The sequence below is a fragment of the Paenibacillus sp. Root444D2 genome (assembly GCF_001426375.1).
Lineage (GTDB): Bacteria > Bacillota > Bacilli > Paenibacillales > NBRC-103111 > Paenibacillus_E.
Genome location: NZ_LMEO01000003.1, coordinates 37383 through 58022, shown reverse-complemented (window position 1 = coordinate 58022; position 20640 = coordinate 37383). Strand labels below are relative to the sequence as shown.

The 20640-nt window shown below is 37.5% G+C and carries 13 protein-coding genes and 1 pseudogene; 9 read left to right on the top strand and 5 right to left on the bottom strand.

From position 1 onward, the window contains the following. Positions 1 to 3: 3 nt before the first annotated feature. Both ASD40_RS03265 and ASD40_RS03260 read right to left on the bottom strand, forming a co-directional pair. The gene (locus ASD40_RS03265) at positions 4 to 3327 is read right to left on the bottom strand and encodes a hypothetical protein (RefSeq protein ID WP_057301904.1); all 3324 of its coding nucleotides are present in this window, start codon (positions 3325 to 3327) and stop codon (positions 4 to 6) included. Then, positions 3320 to 4474: a restriction endonuclease-related protein gene (locus tag ASD40_RS03260; protein WP_057301903.1), complete on the bottom strand. Its 1155-nt coding sequence runs from the start codon at positions 4472 to 4474 to the stop codon at positions 3320 to 3322. The genes ASD40_RS03265 and ASD40_RS03260 overlap by 8 nt, the downstream gene beginning before the upstream one ends. Positions 4475 to 4860: 386 nt before the next feature. On the opposite strand from ASD40_RS03260, the gene ASD40_RS03255 reads away from it, so the two are divergent. The 6 genes and pseudogenes from ASD40_RS03255 to ASD40_RS38435 all read left to right on the top strand — a co-directional run. Beyond that, positions 4861 to 5862, top strand: a complete 1002-nt coding sequence (locus ASD40_RS03255) for a DNA-methyltransferase (RefSeq protein WP_057301902.1) — start codon at positions 4861 to 4863, stop codon at positions 5860 to 5862. Continuing rightward, positions 5855 to 7918: an McrB family protein gene (locus ASD40_RS03250; protein WP_057301901.1), complete on the top strand. Its 2064-nt coding sequence runs from the start codon at positions 5855 to 5857 to the stop codon at positions 7916 to 7918. Before ASD40_RS03255 ends, ASD40_RS03250 begins: the two co-directional genes overlap by 8 nt. 1 nt (position 7919) lies before the next feature. Then, on the top strand, positions 7920 to 10211 hold the full coding sequence (locus tag ASD40_RS03245) for a DUF2357 domain-containing protein (RefSeq protein ID WP_057301900.1): 2292 nt from the start codon (positions 7920 to 7922) through the stop codon (positions 10209 to 10211). 838 nt (positions 10212 to 11049) lie between these two features. Beyond that, positions 11050 to 13800 carry an MrcB family domain-containing protein gene (locus ASD40_RS03240; protein WP_156389880.1) on the top strand — a complete coding sequence of 917 codons (2751 nt, stop codon included), beginning with the start codon at positions 11050 to 11052 and terminating at the stop codon, positions 13798 to 13800. Then, positions 13772 to 16177, top strand: coding sequence for a restriction endonuclease-like protein (locus ASD40_RS03235; protein ID WP_057301898.1), 2406 nt, complete (start codon positions 13772 to 13774; stop codon positions 16175 to 16177). The genes ASD40_RS03240 and ASD40_RS03235 overlap by 29 nt, the downstream gene beginning before the upstream one ends. Positions 16178 to 16193: 16 nt before the next feature. Continuing rightward, positions 16194 to 16319: pseudogene (locus ASD40_RS38435) on the top strand (nucleotide pyrophosphohydrolase); the annotation flags it as partial. A 205-nt stretch (positions 16320 to 16524) separates the two neighbouring features. On the opposite strand, the gene ASD40_RS03225 reads toward ASD40_RS38435, so the two are convergent. Beyond that, the gene (locus tag ASD40_RS03225; protein WP_057301897.1) at positions 16525 to 16932 is read right to left on the bottom strand and encodes a hypothetical protein; all 408 of its coding nucleotides are present in this window, start codon (positions 16930 to 16932) and stop codon (positions 16525 to 16527) included. Between the two features lie 95 nt (positions 16933 to 17027). Between ASD40_RS03225 and ASD40_RS03220 the strand changes: the two genes are divergently transcribed. Next, positions 17028 to 17825, top strand: coding sequence for a hypothetical protein (locus ASD40_RS03220; protein ID WP_057301896.1), 798 nt, complete (start codon positions 17028 to 17030; stop codon positions 17823 to 17825). 189 nt (positions 17826 to 18014) lie between these two features. On the opposite strand, the gene ASD40_RS03215 is transcribed toward ASD40_RS03220, so the two are convergent. Beyond that, a complete protein-coding gene (locus ASD40_RS03215; RefSeq protein ID WP_057301895.1) occupies positions 18015 to 18278 on the bottom strand; it encodes a helix-turn-helix domain-containing protein in 264 nt (87 codons plus the stop codon). A gap of 30 nt (positions 18279 to 18308) precedes the next feature. On the opposite strand from ASD40_RS03215, the gene ASD40_RS03210 reads away from it, so the two are divergent. Next, on the top strand, positions 18309 to 18674 hold the full coding sequence (locus ASD40_RS03210) for a hypothetical protein (RefSeq protein WP_235549148.1): 366 nt from the start codon (positions 18309 to 18311) through the stop codon (positions 18672 to 18674). An 80-nt stretch (positions 18675 to 18754) separates the two neighbouring features. On the opposite strand, the gene ASD40_RS03205 is transcribed toward ASD40_RS03210, so the two are convergent. Then, positions 18755 to 19435 carry a YHYH domain-containing protein gene (locus ASD40_RS03205; protein ID WP_057301894.1) on the bottom strand — a complete coding sequence of 227 codons (681 nt, stop codon included), beginning with the start codon at positions 19433 to 19435 and terminating at the stop codon, positions 18755 to 18757. A 218-nt stretch (positions 19436 to 19653) separates the two neighbouring features. On the opposite strand from ASD40_RS03205, the gene ASD40_RS03200 reads away from it, so the two are divergent. Then, positions 19654 to 20631, top strand: a complete 978-nt coding sequence (locus ASD40_RS03200) for a restriction endonuclease (RefSeq protein WP_235549147.1) — start codon at positions 19654 to 19656, stop codon at positions 20629 to 20631. Positions 20632 to 20640 lie beyond the last annotated feature (9 nt).

Below are 20640 nucleotides of genomic sequence, written 5' to 3'. Positions count from 1 at the left end.
CTCCTATAAAATTAAAGCATTTGTTGGTTGTGGAACTAAAGACTTATGAAAATCACTAAAGAATGTGCCATACAAAGTATCAGAAATACTATCATTTGGGAAAAGCTTTAACCATTCAGCCAATAAACAACTGGAGGATACTTTTCCATTAATTTCATCTTCTTCTGTATTAAATAGAAAACGAGCATCCATGTAATGAATACGAGCATTTGCTTCACCGCGGAGTAAGCGTCCAATCATTTGCCATATATTAATAAATGTATACCAAGCTATCTCTTTTTTGAGATCCGGATCGAGATTAGCCCAACCATTTTCGGCCATTAATATATCACGGAATATGGTGTTTGCCTTTTTGCGGATCGCTTTATACCCATCGCCAAACTTACTTATATTGCCATCAGTAATTTCACGTTTAATACGCGCACGTAAAGCATTTACAGCAATTAGAGCATATTCAGTGTCATTTACAGATTGGAATGGGCGAATCATTAGCATAATACTCCCGAACAACGCATCGTTTGTTTGAGGTCTTATTATATTATATCCACGATTCATAACTGTCCAAGGAGCAATAAATATTCGTGCATTCCCTGCTAGTCTAGTCATAGTCGCAGTTGTAACGCTCCCATCTTCATTCCCCTTCTTGCTTAAATATTTGATTTCTTCATGGAAATATGGACGAAGTATGTTGTATACAGTTTTAGCTTGTAGATAACTATTAACTGAAATGACCACTCCGCGGGGGTAGAACTCATTATTTGAAGATGCGTCATTCTCCCAATGGAACAGTTCTTGATGAATAAGTGGCACAATAGAACGAGAGAGTTGTTCTAAACGTTCCTCTTTATAATCCTCAGGAGCACCGGAAATTGAAATATATTTTCCATATTGATCAGTAATACAATGGCTGAAATGTTGAATAGTTTGATGCTCTGAATTATGTAAATGCATTGTCCAATATTTGGCGTATTCCATATTCAGATGGTAGTAAGCAGAACCTGGTGCATAACTTGTGCCCGATAGCATTATAACGGCAGGGCCTAATTCTCCAACATGTTGAAACAATCTATTGTAATTGACAAGAACATCTCTTCCAGAAGCTTGATGAATTATTCTGAAAAAAGAACCCACTTTTCCCATTTTGTGGCCATTATCGTCTATTTGGTATTTATAAAACCGCTCTCGACCTGTAAGTGGAGGTGCTAAAAATGGTAATAATAATTTGGATCCAGATGCTTGGCGGTTATCCGCGGTGTCATTGTAAATACCGTGTAAACTATCTACAATTGCTGGTTCCAAATTTTCAGCTGTTAAAAAGTGTTTTTGGAATAATGCTAAATAAATATAAGCCATAAATCGGTGGAAAACTCCTAAATAACGTTCCTCTTCTTTTTTATTCTTCGGTGTCCAAAGTTTTGTACCCATAGATTCTGATATTTGATCAATTAATTGTTTGAAAATTTTTGATTCTTCTCTGAATGATTTGTCTGGTTCAATAGAATAGGTACTACGGCTCTTCAGTTCACGAACAGAACTTATGGTCTTTAATATTACTTCAGACTCAAGATTATCATCATTTTCGTCTTCAGAGATATAATAAAGAATTCGGAACCATTTTTCCTCTTCTTGATGGTCTAATGAAGGCCATAATCTATACATAAGATTTTTGAGTTCTTGAGACAATGAAAAAGTACTATACCTTTTATAGTGACTTCTCAAAATATCGCTTGATATTAATAGATCCCGTAACCACATTTGATACTCACTTGCTTGATCAAGTTCTTTTTTCATTTGATATACTACAACGGGGTAATGACCTTCGGATTGGCGTATACTTCTATTAAATTCTTGTGTGATTTGTTCAAACCGCCCAAATTCATTGAATAAAATAGATTCGTTAAGTAAAAATTGCTTGTCTAACTGGTTCTGCAAAGCGTCAACTTCATCAAAAAATACGACATCAGCCCAGCTATAAATCCATTCTGCAAAACTTTTATTTTCTGGATCAGTATGAATACTTAACTTTACGCTCATAAAGGCGGGAATAGTAAGGAGCACGACCTCAGCATCATGGAGTTCTTTTTCAACAGTAAACTGACCGCAACTAGAAGAAAGAGGGCACAGAAGTAATGAACCTTGTTCATCAAAAGAACGGATACTTGTACATGGATGATCGCCTTTATGATCCCGATCGTTTACTATTTCAATAATGCAATCACCTCGGTATTGAGGTAATACATGATCATCTTTGGCCAAGGCGAACATATCTTGGTCTGTATAGTCGGCTGTATTCGACAAATCACTTAGATGCTGTGCTTCATGTTCTCCTTCGTTTCCACGACCTCGAATAGCAACCGCTTTTATACCGAGGGAATTAAAAGTATTTGCCAAATCACGGGATTCTGTAGTCTTAGATGTTATGATAGCAACCCTCTTTTTTTGATCTCTTGCAAGACGAAGTGTTTCCAAGATAACAAACGTCGATTTTCCTTTTCCTAGCATCCCGTAAATCACATTTGGTTCATCGAATTGCAATGATTTCATCGAATGATTATGTGATTGGAAGGTGAGTTTACTCCATTGAGTGGAATAATATGTTGTGTTAAGTTTCTTATCGATTTCTTTTGCTAATGTTGCATACTGAGCATGATTAAAAGGAATAAAGAAGTTGTCTTGATTTCTATCACTAGGGGTTGGCTGTTTTATAGTCCTATCAGTTAAGATAAGTGGGAACTGGCCATTGGGGGTAACCTTAGCCATTTCCTTTTTATTGTTATCGTTTAATTGATGGTAAAAGTAAAAAGATGATGAATTCTCTCCTGCATACTTAGAGGTCGTCATTTTTCTTCGTGCATTCTTAGGGTTTAGAATCTCTGTAATATGAGATAAGCGTTGGGTAATGGACGGTGATAGATTTTCTGGCAATTTACGAGTGAATTCATCATTTTCTGTTGCTCTATCGTACATTTTAAACTCATTAATAACCTGATCATAAAACCTAATTCTAGAGCGAAAATGGGAGTTCTTTTTGCGGCTTTCAAAGAGGATGCGTAGTGTCTGCAGTAGTGAAGGTGACGAGATCGGATCAAGTAATTCATCCATATTTAACATGGTGGAGAACAAGTTCTCATATGTCATTGGCATTAAAGGAAAAAGTGTTTCAAAAGTATACAAAATACACTCGGTTTCAAGTACAACTTGTGTAGCATGTTCAGGAGCTAATAATAGGTTCCTTTCCTTCTCAGGGTACTGGGTGAGAAGTTGAGCATATACCTTATTCTCTTTGCTCCGTTGTGTTCTGCTAACCTCCGCAAAATTTTTACGCATAATTTTGTTCCTCCGAAGAGATCGTATTTTGATATGACATTCGCTCTGCTAAATAGCTGTTTAGGTTTTTTTCTAGAACTATGCTGATTTCTCCGGTAAAGGGAAAGAACTGATGAAGTTTTTCGATGTAATATTTATTATTAGCAATACGAGAAGGTACCACTATGATTTGTTTACTTGCAAGTAGATTTTCTTGATTATCATTTAACCACTCAGCTAATTTTTTTGGAGTTCTATAACTTTTAACATCGATGTAGAATATCTGATTATGCTTTATTACTTCAATATCTCCCTTAGATTCTACTCCGGGATATAATCGAACTTTATACCCGTATTTTCCGAGTTTCTCCAATAAATTTCGCTCGTCGTATGAAGTTAATGAAACATAGTATTGGATACCTGGCTTGGTTCTTAGTTTTCCTGCTTTTGCTACAGATTCAAGTTTAGCTTGATTATATTCCTTGCAATAGGGATTCACACACTGAGCTTTTCTGCCCTTTAGAAGGCGAGCTCCCCATCCGCATCCCTTACCTGGGCATACAACAAAGTTGCCTATTGGAAATTCCTCATAAGCATGACGTAGAAGAGGACCAAGTGCAGGGATGATCCTTGAAATAGATTTTACTTCTTCATTTAATAACGACTCATCAACAATAGGATTCTTAGATAGAAATTGTCTGAATTTAGAATAGAGATCTGTAGCAATTTGTTCACTCAAGAAGCGGGACCGAACGGCTTGACGGAAGTGACGTAGAGCGTGTTCTAATACTTTGGTATCTTGTTCCTCGATATCACCCATCTCATATATCCATTCGTGTGCTAAAGTGCTGAGACCCAAATGTTCTTCAAGTAAAACTAAATCTTTAAACCCAATTTCATCGAGATACTGAATACTATCTTCGTCTACAATACCCCATTCGTTTAAGGGTTTGTACAATAATTCCAAAAAATGGTGGTTGTTTATTGGAATATTTTGGTTTGCTAGTGATTGATTATTTGATATATTGGTAAGCCATAGCTGTACTAATTTTTTTCGAAATGCCTCAACTTCGTGATTGGAAAAAAAGACATTCAAATCACCTTTTTTAATGGCGTGCTCTAGAGTTTGAGCAACGACTAGAATTTGTCTTAATTGACTTGGTAGCATTAGTTCTCTTCCTCCTAAAAGTAATAATGGCTATACACTTTATAATATACGGTCTAATGAAAGTATGTAAGTAGTATGAAAACGAATTTTAAGTTGATGGTAGAAGTGCAATAGTGTTACAGAGTTTATACAAGCAGAATTTGAATTACTAGAAAGAAAAGGAGCCAACTTAAAGATATCTCCTTTGTATTTTTCTATAAATTCTAAGAACCAATATATATGATATAATATCAAAGAGGGGAACTAATGTTCTACATTGTATTAGCTCGAAATATATCTTTATAAGGCAATGGTAATTATTAAAAGTTTAATTGGAAAAGTATTTTTAGCTCTTAGCATTAGAAAGATGTTAAAATGGTAATGTAAATAACGGATGGGTGGTTTCTATGAATCAATTAAATCAAAAAATATTAACTAGTAAACAAATAGTAAAGAAAACCGCTTTTACTAATGGTGAAAACCATTTCGGAATACTAACTGGTGATGCTTTAGAACAACTTAAATTATTGCCATCAAACATCTTTAATGTTGCAATTACAAGTCCGCCTTATTATTGGGCTAGAGATTATGATGTTGAAGGGCAAATAGGACATGAAGACACTGTCGAGGATTTTGTGAATAAGTTAGCAGATGTATTTGATGAGGTTAAAAGAGTCTTACATCCAGAAGGGGTGTTTTACTTAAATATTGGTGATACGTATTACTCCGGTAATGGACAACCTAAGGGATCAGATCCAAGAAGTGGATCCAGAAATTTTATGCGTAAGAAGTTAAGAGCAGTTGACAAGTCTGGATGGGATATTCCTAAAAAAAGCTTAATAGGTGTTCCCTGGAAAGTTGCTTTTGAACTTCAAAACAGGGGTTGGACTTTACGAAGTAATATCATTTGGAATCGAGGTAACTCTTTTGTAGAACCCTCTGCTCTTGACAGGCCGTACCGCCAGTATGAGCATGTCTTTCTTTTTTCAAAGTCGAGATTTTATTCGTATAACAGACAGGCCCTGCCCGAGGGCGAAGAAGATGTGTGGAATATTCCTATTGAACGTGTAAAGAGATTAGACCATAACGCTCCATTTCCTAGTGAACTGGCACGGAGATGTATTCTTACTGGATCTCCTGAAGGGGGACATGTACTTGACCCATTCTTAGGCAGTGGTACCACATTAGATACAGCGAGAGAACTTGGAAGAAATGCAGTAGGTATCGACTTAAATCCAGACTACACGGCTGGAGTTTCAGAATACCTAATTAACAATGGAATAACTAATTCTGAATGGAACATTCTAGAAAAAACAATCAAAAATGATTCGCCATTCTTTTCAGAATGGCCAGGAAATAAAATGAATTTCAAAAAATCCAAAAGTCGTAAGGTGGATACTAATGAGTAAGTACTTTACTCCTGAACGCGTTAAAGAAGCATGTCAACATCTGGGGAACTTTCACAGTGGAAAAGTGCTGGTTCCTCTTGTATTGGCAGTAAACGGTGTTAACCACCATTCTAATGTTGTTTTAAAAGATCATGCTGGAACAGATTCAGGTTTTCTGAAAAATCATTTTCATGGTCATCTGATTGGATTATCGCAAGCCGGTGAGAGAAACAATATACGACCTAGTTTTAATGATGTATCTCTGGAGGTAGGGGATTTTATTAGTATAGGTCGCCAACAACTTTGGGCAAATCTTTACTCTCAAACAGGTTATAATGCCTTGAAAAATAAAGGTGTTCTATCTGTAACTAATGGCGGTATACGATTACAGCCAACATTTAGAAATGAATTTGAAACAAACTTAGCATCCTCTTTTTATTTTGAGGAAATGCTTGTTTGGCTCTATGCTTTTATTGGATTCCCGGAAACAATAAATAGTTGGGATGAATTATTTATCTACTTTCAAGAATCGTATTTAGGCAGTGGTTGTAGAATAGCACCTGAGTTTTCTAGCAGATTTAATGCTAACAATGGTGTCCCATGGCCGACCGATCTGCTGAATGATAGACCATCTAATGAAGCTTTTATTGAGATTTTAATTACTTCGAGAAGCCAAACATACTTTGATTATTCTACTTTTGTAATGGAATTTTTAGAAAAACTTAATGATAGCGGAGTAAGAGTCTCACATGACCTAGTTAACAGGTTTATTACCAGTTTATTAACAAAAAGGTTTTTAATTTTTACTGGTTTAGCCGGATCTGGGAAGACTAAGCTAGCTCAATCATTTGCAAAATGGATTTCTAGCCATGAAAATCAGTATGCAATAATTTCAGTAGGACCTGATTGGACAAGTAATGAAAATGTTCTTGGATATGCAGATGCGTTGGATATTAATAGATATGTTACGCCTAAAATACTTCAATTAATTATTGAGGCTAATGAACCTGCTAACACCAATAAGCCGTTCTTTATTATTCTAGATGAGATGAATTTGTCCCACGTAGAAAGATATTTTGCAGATATATTATCTGCACTTGAATCAGATGAGGATGTACACCTTCATAGTGACAGTGGGGCTAGTGCAAGGTCTGGTGTGCCTAAGTCTGTAAAAATACCATCAAATTTATTTATTATAGGCACTGTAAATGTTGATGAAACAACCTATATGTTTTCTCCAAAAGTTCTGGATCGTGCTAATGTAATTGAATTTAGGGTAACGAGGCAGGAACTTGGTGAGTATTTAGATAACCCATCTAACATTAATTTAAGTCTAATCAGTTCCAAAGGGCAACGATTTGGTCCAGCGTTTGTTGCTACTGCTAAACAAGAACAATTTACATTAGAAGTTCAAGATAAGAAAGTAATAAAAGAAGAGTTACTTATTCTTTTTGATGTTCTATCAAAGTTCGGTGTGGAATTTGGTTTTAGAACGGCGAAGGAAATTGCTAGATATTTGTATTTTTACAAAAAAGTTTCTAGTAATGGATACATAACGAGAGATGCAATTGATATGCAAATACTTCAGAAATTGTTACCCAAACTTCATGGGCCTAGAAAAAAGATGGAGCGTCTATTATGGGTACTTGCTTCAATTTGTAATATAGAGCATAAATGGGAGGGAGATTCTTCGGCGGGAAATATGTCGAATGACCGAGGGGTAGAACCAGAAGCAACAGCGCCCTTAGTCTCCGCCACAGAAGAATCTAGTATAGTCGAAACACCTGAAGAGGGGGGGAGAACTACCTCATCTGAAGATCTTAGCAACATTAGGGAGAGTACAGAAGGGGATATAGCTATCCCTTTGATTGAAGAACAGTTAATTAACCGAGACGAGATTTTCGAAAAAATCACTAAAGCGATGCAACTACATTCAAGTTCGAATCCACTTTCTGAAAGAGATGGAGAGCTCATTAACAAATGGGAGAACGCTTATTATAAACGTAGTTATGAGAAGATCCAGAGAATGCTTATTTTGTTGGAACAAAACGGGTTTGTGAGTTTCTCGGAGGCGTGATATGCAAGCTGAGATCAATTTTAAAGATATTAATGGAAGCATTATTGCAAAATTAATCATTACTCCAGTTCGTAATTATTCAAATATGGCTAAAAGTAACGTATTAAAAATAGTTAATGAAGATGAAGCAACGATGTATGGAGAAGAGACAGTTCAGTTGCTTGAAGGTTACACATATGAATACTCCCTTCAGGATTCCCCGCCGAATACCTTTCTAAGGGAGAATGATGCTATTAAAAGATTATCACTTAATAGTGGGTTAAACGATAGAGGGTTAATAACAACGGGTTTATACACAGGGTTAATGATTCTTGAATTAGTAAACAGTCAAAAGCAGATTATTGCTACGGCAGGTGTTGAAGTTCGTTCTACCAAGTTGGATTATCGTAATGATTATCGTAATATGCTGGATTTCATCGCTGAGAAATGTATGGACTTGTTACTTCATGTTAAATCTCCCTCACAGTTAAAGTTATCACCTGATCCGACGAGAGAGCCAGATACTGTAGAGCAAAAATATGCTTTTCTAAAGTCTTTGATAAACTCTTGCGAGTTTAGGGACGCGCTTCAACGTGTAACATCAATGCCTCAAACTAAAATGGAACTCTATGAAGAGAACGTTTCCTTAAATAAAGGTTTTAAACCAAATGCTAAAAACATGCGTCAATTAGTCTCTAGCAAACAACGTAGTACTTTACCATCAAACCATTCATTGTACTCTCTAATAACATCTGTTCCTAATACTGTTATAAGTTCCACGAGACGAGAAACTGTTAATACAGCAGAGAATCAATTCATTAGATACGTATTAGATTATTTTATTGATTATTTGAATAAAGTGGCGTATCTCTTAGAGGGAAGAAAAACTTTAGCAGATATTCGATTAAGAGAAGATATTAATCGTATGATTGAAGAACTAAATGAGGTTTTGAGTAGATCTATATTTAAAGAACTCTCTAAATTAACTTATTTACCACTCAATAGTCCTGTTTTACATCGTAAAGAGGGTTACAGGGAAATTTTTCAGGCGTGGCTGAAATTTGACTTGGGTGCTAACCTAGAGTGGGCTGGTGGTGATGATGTGTATGGTGCAGGTAAGAAAGATGTGGCTTTACTTTACGAATATTGGGTCTTTTTTAAACTGGTCGAGATTCTACAAAATCATTTCAGTATGGATGTAAACTTATTTGAACATGTTCTAAAAGAAACTAGGGATGGTTTCGGGATCACACTGCGTTCTGGAAAAGAACTAACTATCCCCGAATTTACTTATAAGCGCAATGGACGAGTATTTAAAATTCAATTCTCATACAATAGGACCTTCCCTGGAAGTAAGAAATATCCTAAAAGTGGTTCATGGACTAGGCATATGAGGCCGGACTATACCTTAAGTTTCTGGCCAGCTAATCTCACTTATATACAGGCTGAAGAACAAGAGGCAATGGTTCACGTTCATTTTGATGCAAAATATCGTGTGGATAATTTGACAGAAGTGTTTGGAGTGGATGATAGTAATATTGTTGAGATTGAAAGGGAACTAGAACAGGAAAAAGCATCATTCCAGAACGGAAGTTTCGCAAAGAGATCAGACTTGTTAAAAATGCATGCATATAGAGATGCAATTAGAAGGACAGCAGGGGCATATGTATTATATCCTGGAAATAGTTCGCGTAAATGGAGAGAGTATTTCCATGAAATTCTGCCTGGGCTAGGAGCCTTTACGTTAAGGCCGGATGAAACACAGGATGGTTCAGATGAGTTAATAGTATTTTTAAATGAAATTTTGGATCATTTGAGTAATAGAGTAACGAGGCGTGAAGAACTTACATTTAGTGTCTTCGGCCTCTATCAATCATCTGAAGAAACACCTAATATATTTTTAGATATTGCAGATTCGGATATTAGGGAACTTCCACTCAACCAATCAACCGTCATGATATTGGCAAACTCAGAATATAGTCAACGATCATGGATGGAAGTTAATAATAAAGTCTTATATAAAGTTGATGATTTTGTAGATTCAAAACTTTTTACAGTTAAATTTGCTCTAATATTCGATTCTATTACATTGGAAGGGTCAGGATTATGGAGTGTGTTGCAGGGTACTCGAATTATTACAGGATTACAGGTACAGGAGTTAGGATACCCAGGTATGAATAATGAAGATGCTTTGTTTATTTTATTTGAGGTTCAGAAAGATGAACGATTTGATAGAGTGAAATGGTGCTTTGATGGAACCGATCAGTCAGGTGTTATAAGTTTTTTTGAACTTACTAAAAAGTTAATAAATTAAAACTAAGTTAGTGTTAGTGGGTAATTTATTTGAGACATACGACCTATACTGCTATTCTAAAGTGTGAATAAATATTAAATTGAATAATTAAGGTTTTTCTTTTCCTTGAGTGCAGAACAAGCAGTACAGCTAATTGAACAAGAATTGATGATATCTCATGATCAAAATAATAAGTTCGAATTACTGGCAGACGCTATACTGCAAAGAAACTCGACTAACATAAACGGTAGAACTAATCTTAAGTGAAACTTTATTTGGTATATGTCTTTACACGTTCGTACTGGGTGAGGGGAATCATGCAACCTCTCCAAACATCCTGAGCAACACGCGGCGACGAATTGAGGATTTATACAGCCACGGCTCACCTCCATCAGGAAAACCCGCTTAATTAGGTTTTTTTTTCTATTTATAGACCAAAAATGTAAACATCAGGTGTTAAGGTGAGAGTCCAAAGCCAGTTTTTAAAAATTACAAGTCAGTAACTTATTGGAGATCTCGGTCTACTCCCTTTGATGTAAAGAGAATACAGATGACTGAAGCACTCTGAAAGGATGCTTTATATTACATCTACTTGAATTAAAGACTAGGCGATAATTAAGCGAATACTGCTACATCAGAATTTGTCTATTTTACGTTACCCCACACATATGGAGTACGTAACTCATTTGAAGTCATCAAACAAACGCGTATACCAAAGGAGGCTACCTTAATGGTAGTCTCCTTTGGTGAACGCCTGTTAAAACCTTAGAAAAAAGGGGCATATTGCCCTTTTGTCGAATGAGTAAGACAAACATTGACTTTTATTCTAAAAATCTATTTAACGAAATTGGTGATAAATTTGACCTTACCGTTAGAGCTTCAAGGTATATTTACTAACAAACAAAAATCCTACAAAATAGTGCTCATCCTAGCACTATTAACTGAGATGCAAGTAACCGGACTTAATGTGGTCTCTCTACTAAATTTAAAGCAACGCTTCCTCTCACTACTTCAAGAGAGAGAATCAAATGGTCTAATTGTTGATCAGCCACCGGAGAAAGCGGGAACGAGTTGGAATAACATGACTGTGAGTAACGTGCAGTCTGTCTTTTCCACACCAATTTCAGCACTCTCCTCTATTTTGGATCAAAATAAAGAAACTATCGGCTTTAAGGAAGAGCTATACGAGAACTGGTCTGACGATGTTCTAAGTGAACTTTATAGCCACGCTCAAACTGAGTTAGACAACTATTACAATCAGCAGAGACTAGAAAGCTTCTCCATAAAAGAAGCACTATCCGAAATTCTGTTCACATACCTAACCGCAAAAAGAGAAACGTTTGCAGGCCACAGACTCGGCAATCTCGTAAGACAACAGATACCGACAGAGATAAGGAAATTGCCGTTTATCCACCCAGAATTAAAGATCATTGGGTCAGTGGGACAAGGCAATTGGGCAACGATTCCATGGATCGCTATCATGGATAAGCGCATCACAGAGACAACACGCATAGGCGAGTATCTGGTTTACCTTTTTGCAGAAGATATGAGATCTGTCTACCTAACTTTCTTACAGGGGGTCACGATCCCAATAGAAACGAAAGGTAAGCCAGCGGCCTACCAATATTTCAAACAAAAAGTGCAAGAGATACGAAGCGTGCTCCCTCTCGAGGGCATGGTTAAAGATGATGCCATCTACTTAACATCTGGCGGTCTAGGCCAAGATTATCAAGTGTCTACGGTTGCTTATTATCGTTATGATTTGGAGCATCTTCCAGATGACGAACAGCTAATCTTAGATTTAAATAATGCCGTTACTAACTATAACGAATATGTAAACAAAGTACTCAATCAAAATGAGGAACCCGAACAAATGATCAGCTTCAACTATACGATCAGCCATTTATATGCTGGGCAAGGCATTTTAAAATACTTGCATGATCATGGACTCAATGCTATCTCATTAGATGAGTTAATATCCAACCAGGGCAGTGTTCTTCTCTCTGGAGATGATGTGAAGCATCCAAAGGAGAGAGTCAGGCATCTGGGACGAGCCTTGCAAGATTTAGGTTTATTATCTATTAATGAGAACCAATTCTCATTAACTGATCTAGGTCAGGAGTATGCGAACCATTTTAATGAAAATAAATGGGTTTTAAGTGATACGCAAATCAAATTAGTTCGCAATCAGTTAAATAACACCGAAGAGCAAACCCCTCTTACTAGAAGCATCAATAAAGCTATCGAGATCTGTAAGGAGCTAGGATCCTTCACCTTAGATCAATTCGCTCCTAAGTTTATCGATGCTCTAGGTATGCTTCAAACTTGGGGAGAAGTTACCCAAAAACAAAGATCTATTTTTATGCTCAACTGGCTTGAGATATTGAAGTTTGTTTCTAAATCAGGTCAGCAGTACACGTATACAGATTGGGAGGAGACACCTCTTGTGGATTCACTAACAGTAATCGAGAGAGTAGCTACAATCAAAAACTTCATCGCCAGCAAAGGGTTCATGTACCCCGACCATTGGATCGAGAACTTTTTCCTATCCCTAAAAGCAAAGCCATTCGTCATTTTGGCAGGGGTTTCCGGCACGGGGAAAACGAAGTTGGTCAAGCTATTCGGTGAGGCAGTAGGAGCAACTGCGAGTAATGGCCAGTTCTCATTAATCCCAGTCAGACCGGATTGGAGCGATCCTTCTGATCTGTTGGGTTACAAGGATTTGTCGGGTGTTTTTCGACCAGGGAAGTTAACGGAGGTATTGGTTGAAGCTTCAAAGCCGAGTAATCAGCATAAGCCCTATTTTATATGCTTGGATGAAATGAATTTGGCTAGGGTTGAGCATTATTTCAGCGATTTACTGAGTGTGCTTGAGACGCAAGAGTGGGATAACCATCGGATTTTAACAACGCCGCTCATACATAGAGACTCCCTGCAAAATGAGTCAGATAAGCAAGTGTACGGCAACCTACATCTGCCAGATAATGTTTACATTGTTGGAACGGTGAATATGGATGAGACGACGCATCCTTTTAGCAAAAAGGTATTAGACCGCGCCAACACGATCGAGTTTAATTACATTGATCTTGGTCAATATCCAACGGGTGAAGGGATGCCGGCTAGTGAAGGTGCTGCTGTTCCTCCTAATTCTTTATTGCGAAGCGAATATCTGCAATTGGTTGATGTTTATCGTGACTATAAGCAGTTAACGGAAGAGACGACTGAGTTATTGGTGAAAATCAATGGGATTTTGGAGCAGATTCATTCACACGTAGGGTTTCGGATCCGGGATGCGGTCTGTTTTTACATGATTTATAATGATCGGTTTGCTTTGCTTAGTAAGGAAGCGGCATTCGATATGCAGTTGTTGCAGAAGATTTTGCCTCGTATTCAAGGTAGTAATTCGTCTGTGAAAAAAGCTTTGCTTCAATTGATGCAGGTGGCTCAGGATCTTAGCTTACCTATTACGGAGTATATGGAGGATGCCTCTAAGCTTTATCTTTCTCCGGAGACGTTAGTAGCGTCCAAATATCCACAAAGCGCAAGGAAAATCGCCTTCATGCTACGGAGGTTAGAAGAAGATGGCTTTACCTCATACTGGCTCTCTTAATCAAAGCACGGAATTGCTCCGAATCGAGACGAATCAGTTCAATCTCTATATTCAGGGCAAGCCGTTCCATCCCACGGTTGAAACCTTGAATCTCCATCGTAATGTGGATGAGGAATGGGTAGATGCCCATTTTCACGCTGCGCCGTTGGTGGATAAGTTGGTCATAGATTCTATTTCTGTTTTCTCTCATGAACACAGGGCGATGACAAATTGGAGTTCGGGCGATGTGTGTACGCCGACTTTTTATGAAACGCAGGCCTATGAACTGGTCATTGAAAAGAAGGCGGAAATTCCCTTAACCTTTCATCACGAAAATATCCATGTGAGACAGGCGATTAAGCCGCTGGGGAAGATGATTTTATCAGGGATTCTTAATTTTCAAAATGAAGTCGGGCTCTCTGAACTTGAGCTTCGATTGAATGGTGAGGCTATTTTTCGGCTCCAGTTAGAGATTTTTCCATCGAAAATAGATTATAAGAACGACTATCAAATGATCCTTAAGGATGTTAATGAACAGATTTATAATCTTTCGTTCGATTTTCTGCGGAAAACGTACAACCTGACAGGGTTAAAGGATACGAATTATCAAAGTTTGACGGAGTATTTTACGATTTTGCAGCATGTATTTACGCAGCTTGTGCAGGCTGTTGAGAGAATCAAATTATCACCACATTCTAAGCTTCGAAGCGAGAATCGTCTGGTAGATGCTGCACGTGTGAAAAGAGCCGGAAAAGAGAACATCGCCTTCCTAAACAAGCGCCCACATCTATTAGCCAAGGATCCGGTGAACGGGGTTATTCAGGTAGAGGGGCAGCGATATACACCGACTCATTTACTAGAGACTAAACGTCATGTTCATTATGATACGGCTGAGAATCGTTTCGTAAAATGGGTGCTTGTACGTATTGGGCAGAAGCTTAAGGATGTTAAAACGCGTTTAGCCCAAAAAAGTCGTGTGGAAGACCCTAATCTTACGAAGAAGCTTAATCTCATGCAGAGTCAGGTGCAGCGGCTGTTACAGCATGATTTTTTGGATGTAGGCGAAATGAGGCAGCTGTCTATTTCTCTGGTATTGCAAATGGCATCAGGTTACCGAGAGGTATACCGTTATTATTTAATGCTGTTAAAAGGTTTGTCGATTCAGAATGATCTTTTCCGATTATCGATGAAAGATTTGGCCCAGCTATATGAATACTGGTGTTTCTTGAAGATTCACCATCTTTTAAGCAAAAAGTATGAGCTGCTCAAACAAGATATTATCAAAATCAATCGGAGTGGACTGTTCGTCACACTAGATAAGTCCCAGCAGGCGAAGATGGTGTATAAAAACCCGTTGAACGGGGAGATTTTTACGCTGTTTTATAATGCGCTGCCCAAAGGGGATCGGAGTCCAACGCTGTCTCAGCGGCCAGATAATGTCCTGACTTTGAAAAAGAACGACGCCGCGGCGGAGTATAAATATATTTTCGATGCTAAATATCGCATTAATCCTGCTTATGAGGGTACGCCTTACTTCGAGAGGTACCGGATGCCGGGGCCGGAAGAGGATGATATTAATACGATGCATCGCTATCGGGATGCGATTGTGTATTCGGAGGGGCAGGGGAAAGAGTACGAGCGGAGCATGTTTGGGGCGTATGTGTTGTTTCCCTATCATGATGAGGAGCGGTTCCAGCAGCATAAGTTTTATAAAAGTGTGGAGCTCATTAATATTGGGGCTTTTCCATTTTTGCCGAATTCGACGAGCTTGATGGAGAAGTTTCTGGACGAGATTATCATGGATAGTCCGGAGAAAGCCTATGAGCGGACGACGAGGCCGAGAGGGACGAAGGAGTATTACGGGAACAAGCTATCTGGGAAGAATGTGCTGGTGGGAGCTTTGAGTAAGAAGCCGCAATTGGATGCTGCGCTTGCGCATGGCTTTTATCATACGCCACTTCGGAATATTACGGATCATAAGGTGCTGACTAGATTGGAATACGTCGCGTTGTATCAGTCGATTCGATTGTTCGGTGCGGATGATGTGGGCATCTCGTGGTATGGAAGAGTGAAAGAGTGGAAGGTTGTTCCACGCTCTGCGATAACGGCCATTCCCTCTAGTCGAGGTGCGACGGATGAGCTTTATGTTGTGTTTGAGGTGGAGGAGTGGGTGAAAAGGGAGAAAGCTATAGTTCCTGCGGGGCATGGGATTTATCGGATTTTGTATACGACAGATTACATGCTTAGCAGGGCGAAGGAAGTTTCTGAACTGCGTTTGGAGACGGAAGAGGAGCTGCGGGATTGGCGTGAGAAGCGGCGCGTGGGTAAGGTGAAGGTGACGTTGGATCGGGAGCATTTGGATTTGGGTAGTTCGGTATTGGGGATTGGGTTGGAGTAGAATGGAGGGCTATCAAATGGATTCTATCATAAAGAAAATTATTGAGTTTAGAGATGAGCGTGATTGGAAGCAGTTCCATAACCCGAAGGATCTTGCTATCTCAGTAACATTGAAAGCTAGCGAATTGCTTGAGAACTTTCAATAAGAAATTATGAGTTTTATTATTACTAACTAAACCCAAAATAGTGAAATATTCATCACTTCTTTGGAAATTAATCTATTTAACCTGTACTCATTATAAATGACTGAGACAGTGGTGATATTTCTCGCTCATCTCAGTCAGAGTTTTTGGTATGTTAGTACGACAAAGCTATTATAAGAATTAATTCTGAGTACCTCTAAAAGTTTTATAATGATGTAAGTTTATACAATATACCTTTATCCGTTGATAACCCAAGTCTACCAAGCACCTTAAAAGAATCAATTTCTTTGAAATTCAGTTTCCATGTGTTAACTGCTTCTGCATTATTATTAAGTGAAACAGTAATATGTGGTAGTCTAGAACCATTATAGATTTTAATAATTTCAGGAGGTAGATTTACTTTAAAACCTTGATTATCGGCATTGTTTCCAACTCCAGTTATTTCTATTTCATGTGTTTCTCCAATTAATTTATAGTAACTAATTTGCTTCGGTTTGTAATCAATAGTCACATGAGGATTATTAATAATATTTTCATGCAGAATAGGACTCTTAGTATGCAAGATACTTTTGAATTCATCTGTAATAAAAAGACCAACATATTTAATTAACAACAAAAAGGCTCCCTTCATTTGCAGGACAAATAAGATATTTATAGAATATCAAATTGGTTAGTAAGTAACAATGATAATACTGGAGGATTAAAATTTTGACTACTAAAATCGTGGAAGAAAATGTAAGTTACAAGTTTTATTGGATAGCATTGTTTTTTGTGCTGCTTGGAGTAGGCATTATTTATTGTTCGACAATATCATATTTTGAGCAACATAAAGAGTGGCAAACTGTTATTCAGAACATCGGTGGTTCTATAATTGCCTCAGTTGGTTTAGCAGTATTATGGGAATTGAGAGGAAAGAGAGAATTTTTAAAAGAAATATTACAAAAAGTACATATATCTAATAATTTGAATTCTGAAGGAATTGCTAAAGTATATAGTGATATTTATAATATTAGCTCCGATGAATGGAAAGAGTATTCTGAAAAGGCTCAAAATATAGATTTAATGTTTGCATACGGTAACTTGTGGAGAAATGCAAATCGACATTTTATTAAAGAAATTGCTGATAAAAGAAAATTGAAAATAAGAGTAATATTTGTAGATCCAGAAGATATTAATGCAGTTAATCAACTAGCAAAAAACTTCGGTAAAACAACGGAATCAATTAAAAATAAATTGTTGGAGTCCCTTAACTTTTTTGAAGATCTAAGTACACATCGTAATATTGATATTGAAATTTATTTATTAAAGGGTGTACCGGGTTTTCAAGTATATAGGTTTGATGAGAAGATGATTTTTGGTACCTATAGTGGACTAAATATAAGACCGGAGACACCTGGGATAGTTTGCACTGATGGGGGAAATTTATTCAATTTTTATTCTAATGAATTTGAATTTATGAGCAAAAATGGTTGTAGGGTTCTAAGTCCACCTGTAGTAGTTAATTAATGTTAGACAAGTTGTCGTACTAAATAAAGATACTGGTCAACATGGAGATGTGTCAAACAACTGATGATTACTTCTGACCTTATTCTTATTCTAATGGTTTTTTGGTTCTAGTATGATAAGTCTAGTAAACATCAGAAAATTTCTATTTAGATTCGAAGAATTAATAAAAAACCTAGAAGCTGTCAGCTTCTAGGTTTTCTTGCGTTCATTCAATCCTAACTCACTATCGTCATTCTCAACAACATCAACAAGATCAATAATCTCCCGAATATCTTCAATACTCAGAGCCTCTGCAATTCGAACGATATGACTGAAATTCACGTTTTCCCTTTTTCCATTAGATAGTTCACTTAATGCTGCATGTCTCACATCGGATAATCTAGATAGTTCGCGTAAAGATATTTTATGCTGTTTGGTTAGATTCGAGATTTTAACTACGATTTTTTTTGCCATGTAGAGTCACCTTTGAGATGCTATATTTAAATGTTGACTATACGCAATAACGTACCATATAATTGGTTTAAAACTGGTACGTTTAAGTGTACCAATTTGGGGGCGAATGGCATTCAAGACATAGTTATCAAATACGATGAATTTGTAGCAGAGGAAAATGTACTCATTCAAAGAATCGGAGTATGCAAAGAGTTTATAGAAGTTATTTTAAAGTATATCTCAGACAAGGCAGATTCTATTCATATACTAACAGCTGAAGACATTGTTACCGCGGTTCATACCATGGGTCAGGACTTAGACACTGAATTACTTCATATCAGACTAGAGAAGAGCTTTTTGGAAAATAAGATTAAAGGTTTGGAAGCTGATGATCAGCTGATTCAAAAAGATAATTAATACATAGTAAATGAACCCCATCTGCCTTGAGATGGGGTTCATTTTAGCTTTCAAAACAAAAACTGCCCGAAGGCAGTCAACTATTTGGAGATATAGAAAGCATTATTTTCAAGCTTTATTGTTAATCCTAACTCTTCAACTGCATAGTGCCATGTCATAGGGAAATAGGTAACGTCGTTTAATACTAGTAAAGGGTATTCCTCAGAACCATTATCAATCCAGCTGTCGTTTACATAGATATTAAAATCTGGTTCTTTAGCATACAGGCTTGTGTTCGTAGAGCCGTAGTCAAATTCAACTTTACCAGCTTTATTGGAAGTTTTTCGAATTACAAATCCAACATCTGCATTCCATACTGTTTCCAAGGCAAGTGCTTGGGTGAACTTAAATGTCATTGGAAAATAAGTAATATCTTTATACGAAATGACGGGGTATTTTAGGGATGAATTTGGTACTGAATTACCATTTACGTAAATACTGTATGTCGGTTTTATAACTTTGACATGTCCACTTGGAATAGTTTCTACCGGGGCTGCTGGCGTAGTGTTGGAAGTCGATCCACCAGATGATGAATCGCTGCCGGATGAAGACCCACCATTGTGATAGTGATAACCAGAACACAACCCTTTGGCAATGGATTTTGCTGAACAGTTATGCCCTCCACTGGAATCTGTTCTACCCGAATGAGCGTAAGCAGACTGTGATAAAGTCAATGTTACAATAAATGTTAATAATATTAGTCCGATTTGTCTGAACCTCATTTACCTTTTCATCTCCTAAAATATAGTAGTATTTACCTACGTGATAGTACCAGATATTTCAAGATTGTTCAAACTTTAATAGTATCGTTTCGTTTAATCCCTATCAACGGCTGTTTTTTCAATCTTACAAAGTTGGAAGGAATGTGTAATTTTATGTCGAATTTATCCAACAGATCTTAACGACATCCTACTAAAGGCACAGAAGGGGAGTATACCCAATGAATAATGAACTATCTCAATTCATGAATCAAAATTTGCTTGCTCCACTAATTTTCATTGCAATGTGTATTGCTCTATTTTCCATAATAGGAGCTATTCTTTATTACCGATTTCTAAGTAAATGGGTACACGAGAAGCTTGCGACAATAGCTTGGTTTATAGGAGCCGCCTACATTTTATTTACTTGTGTAGATCATTTTGATGAAACAAAAAATTTGGTTAAAAACTGGAATACCACAGGCATGATTATAGGTATGGTTCTTTTTTTTGTCATGATAAGTGTCTGCGTAGCTTTGCTTTCTAGTAAGAAAAAAGGAAGAGTCAGTAAACCTAAAAAAAGTTCAGGCAACAGCAAACCCCAAAGACCACGCACGCTACAAAATAGATCGGATCAAGAAATTTTAAGTAGTTCGTTAGAAAGCTTATCTGGAGCGGAGTTCGAACGTTTGCTTGCACTGTATTTTCGTGATCAAGGCTATGAGGTTAAAGAAGTTGGTGTGGGTGGCAAGGATGGTGGAGTGGATCTTGTCATTATTGATAAACGGGGTGAGAAGACAGCCGTACAAGCTAAATGCTACTCTAACCATAACTCAGTGGGCGTGCAGATCGTAAGTGAATTAGTCGGGGCCAAGAGAAACCATGATTGTATCCTATCCTTACTTGTCACTACATCGGATTTAACGGAACCGGCCAAAAAAGAAGCGGAGCAGTTTAAAGTTGACTACTGGCATGGGGCAGTTGTAGAGCAGAAATTAAAAGCTTGGGGTAAATGGCAGCCAACCAATAAGAAATCGAAGGTACAACCCGAGAAGAACGCTATTCGATCGGTTGTGCAAGAACCGCAAGCGCAAGTTGCTGCCGCTAAAGAAATAATATGTTCATGTGGTGCTCCAATGGTTGCAAGGAAAGGGAAAGAGGGGAAGGCATTCTTGGGTTGTTCCACATTTCCTAGATGTAGGCAAACGAAGTCAGTTTAATTTAATTCT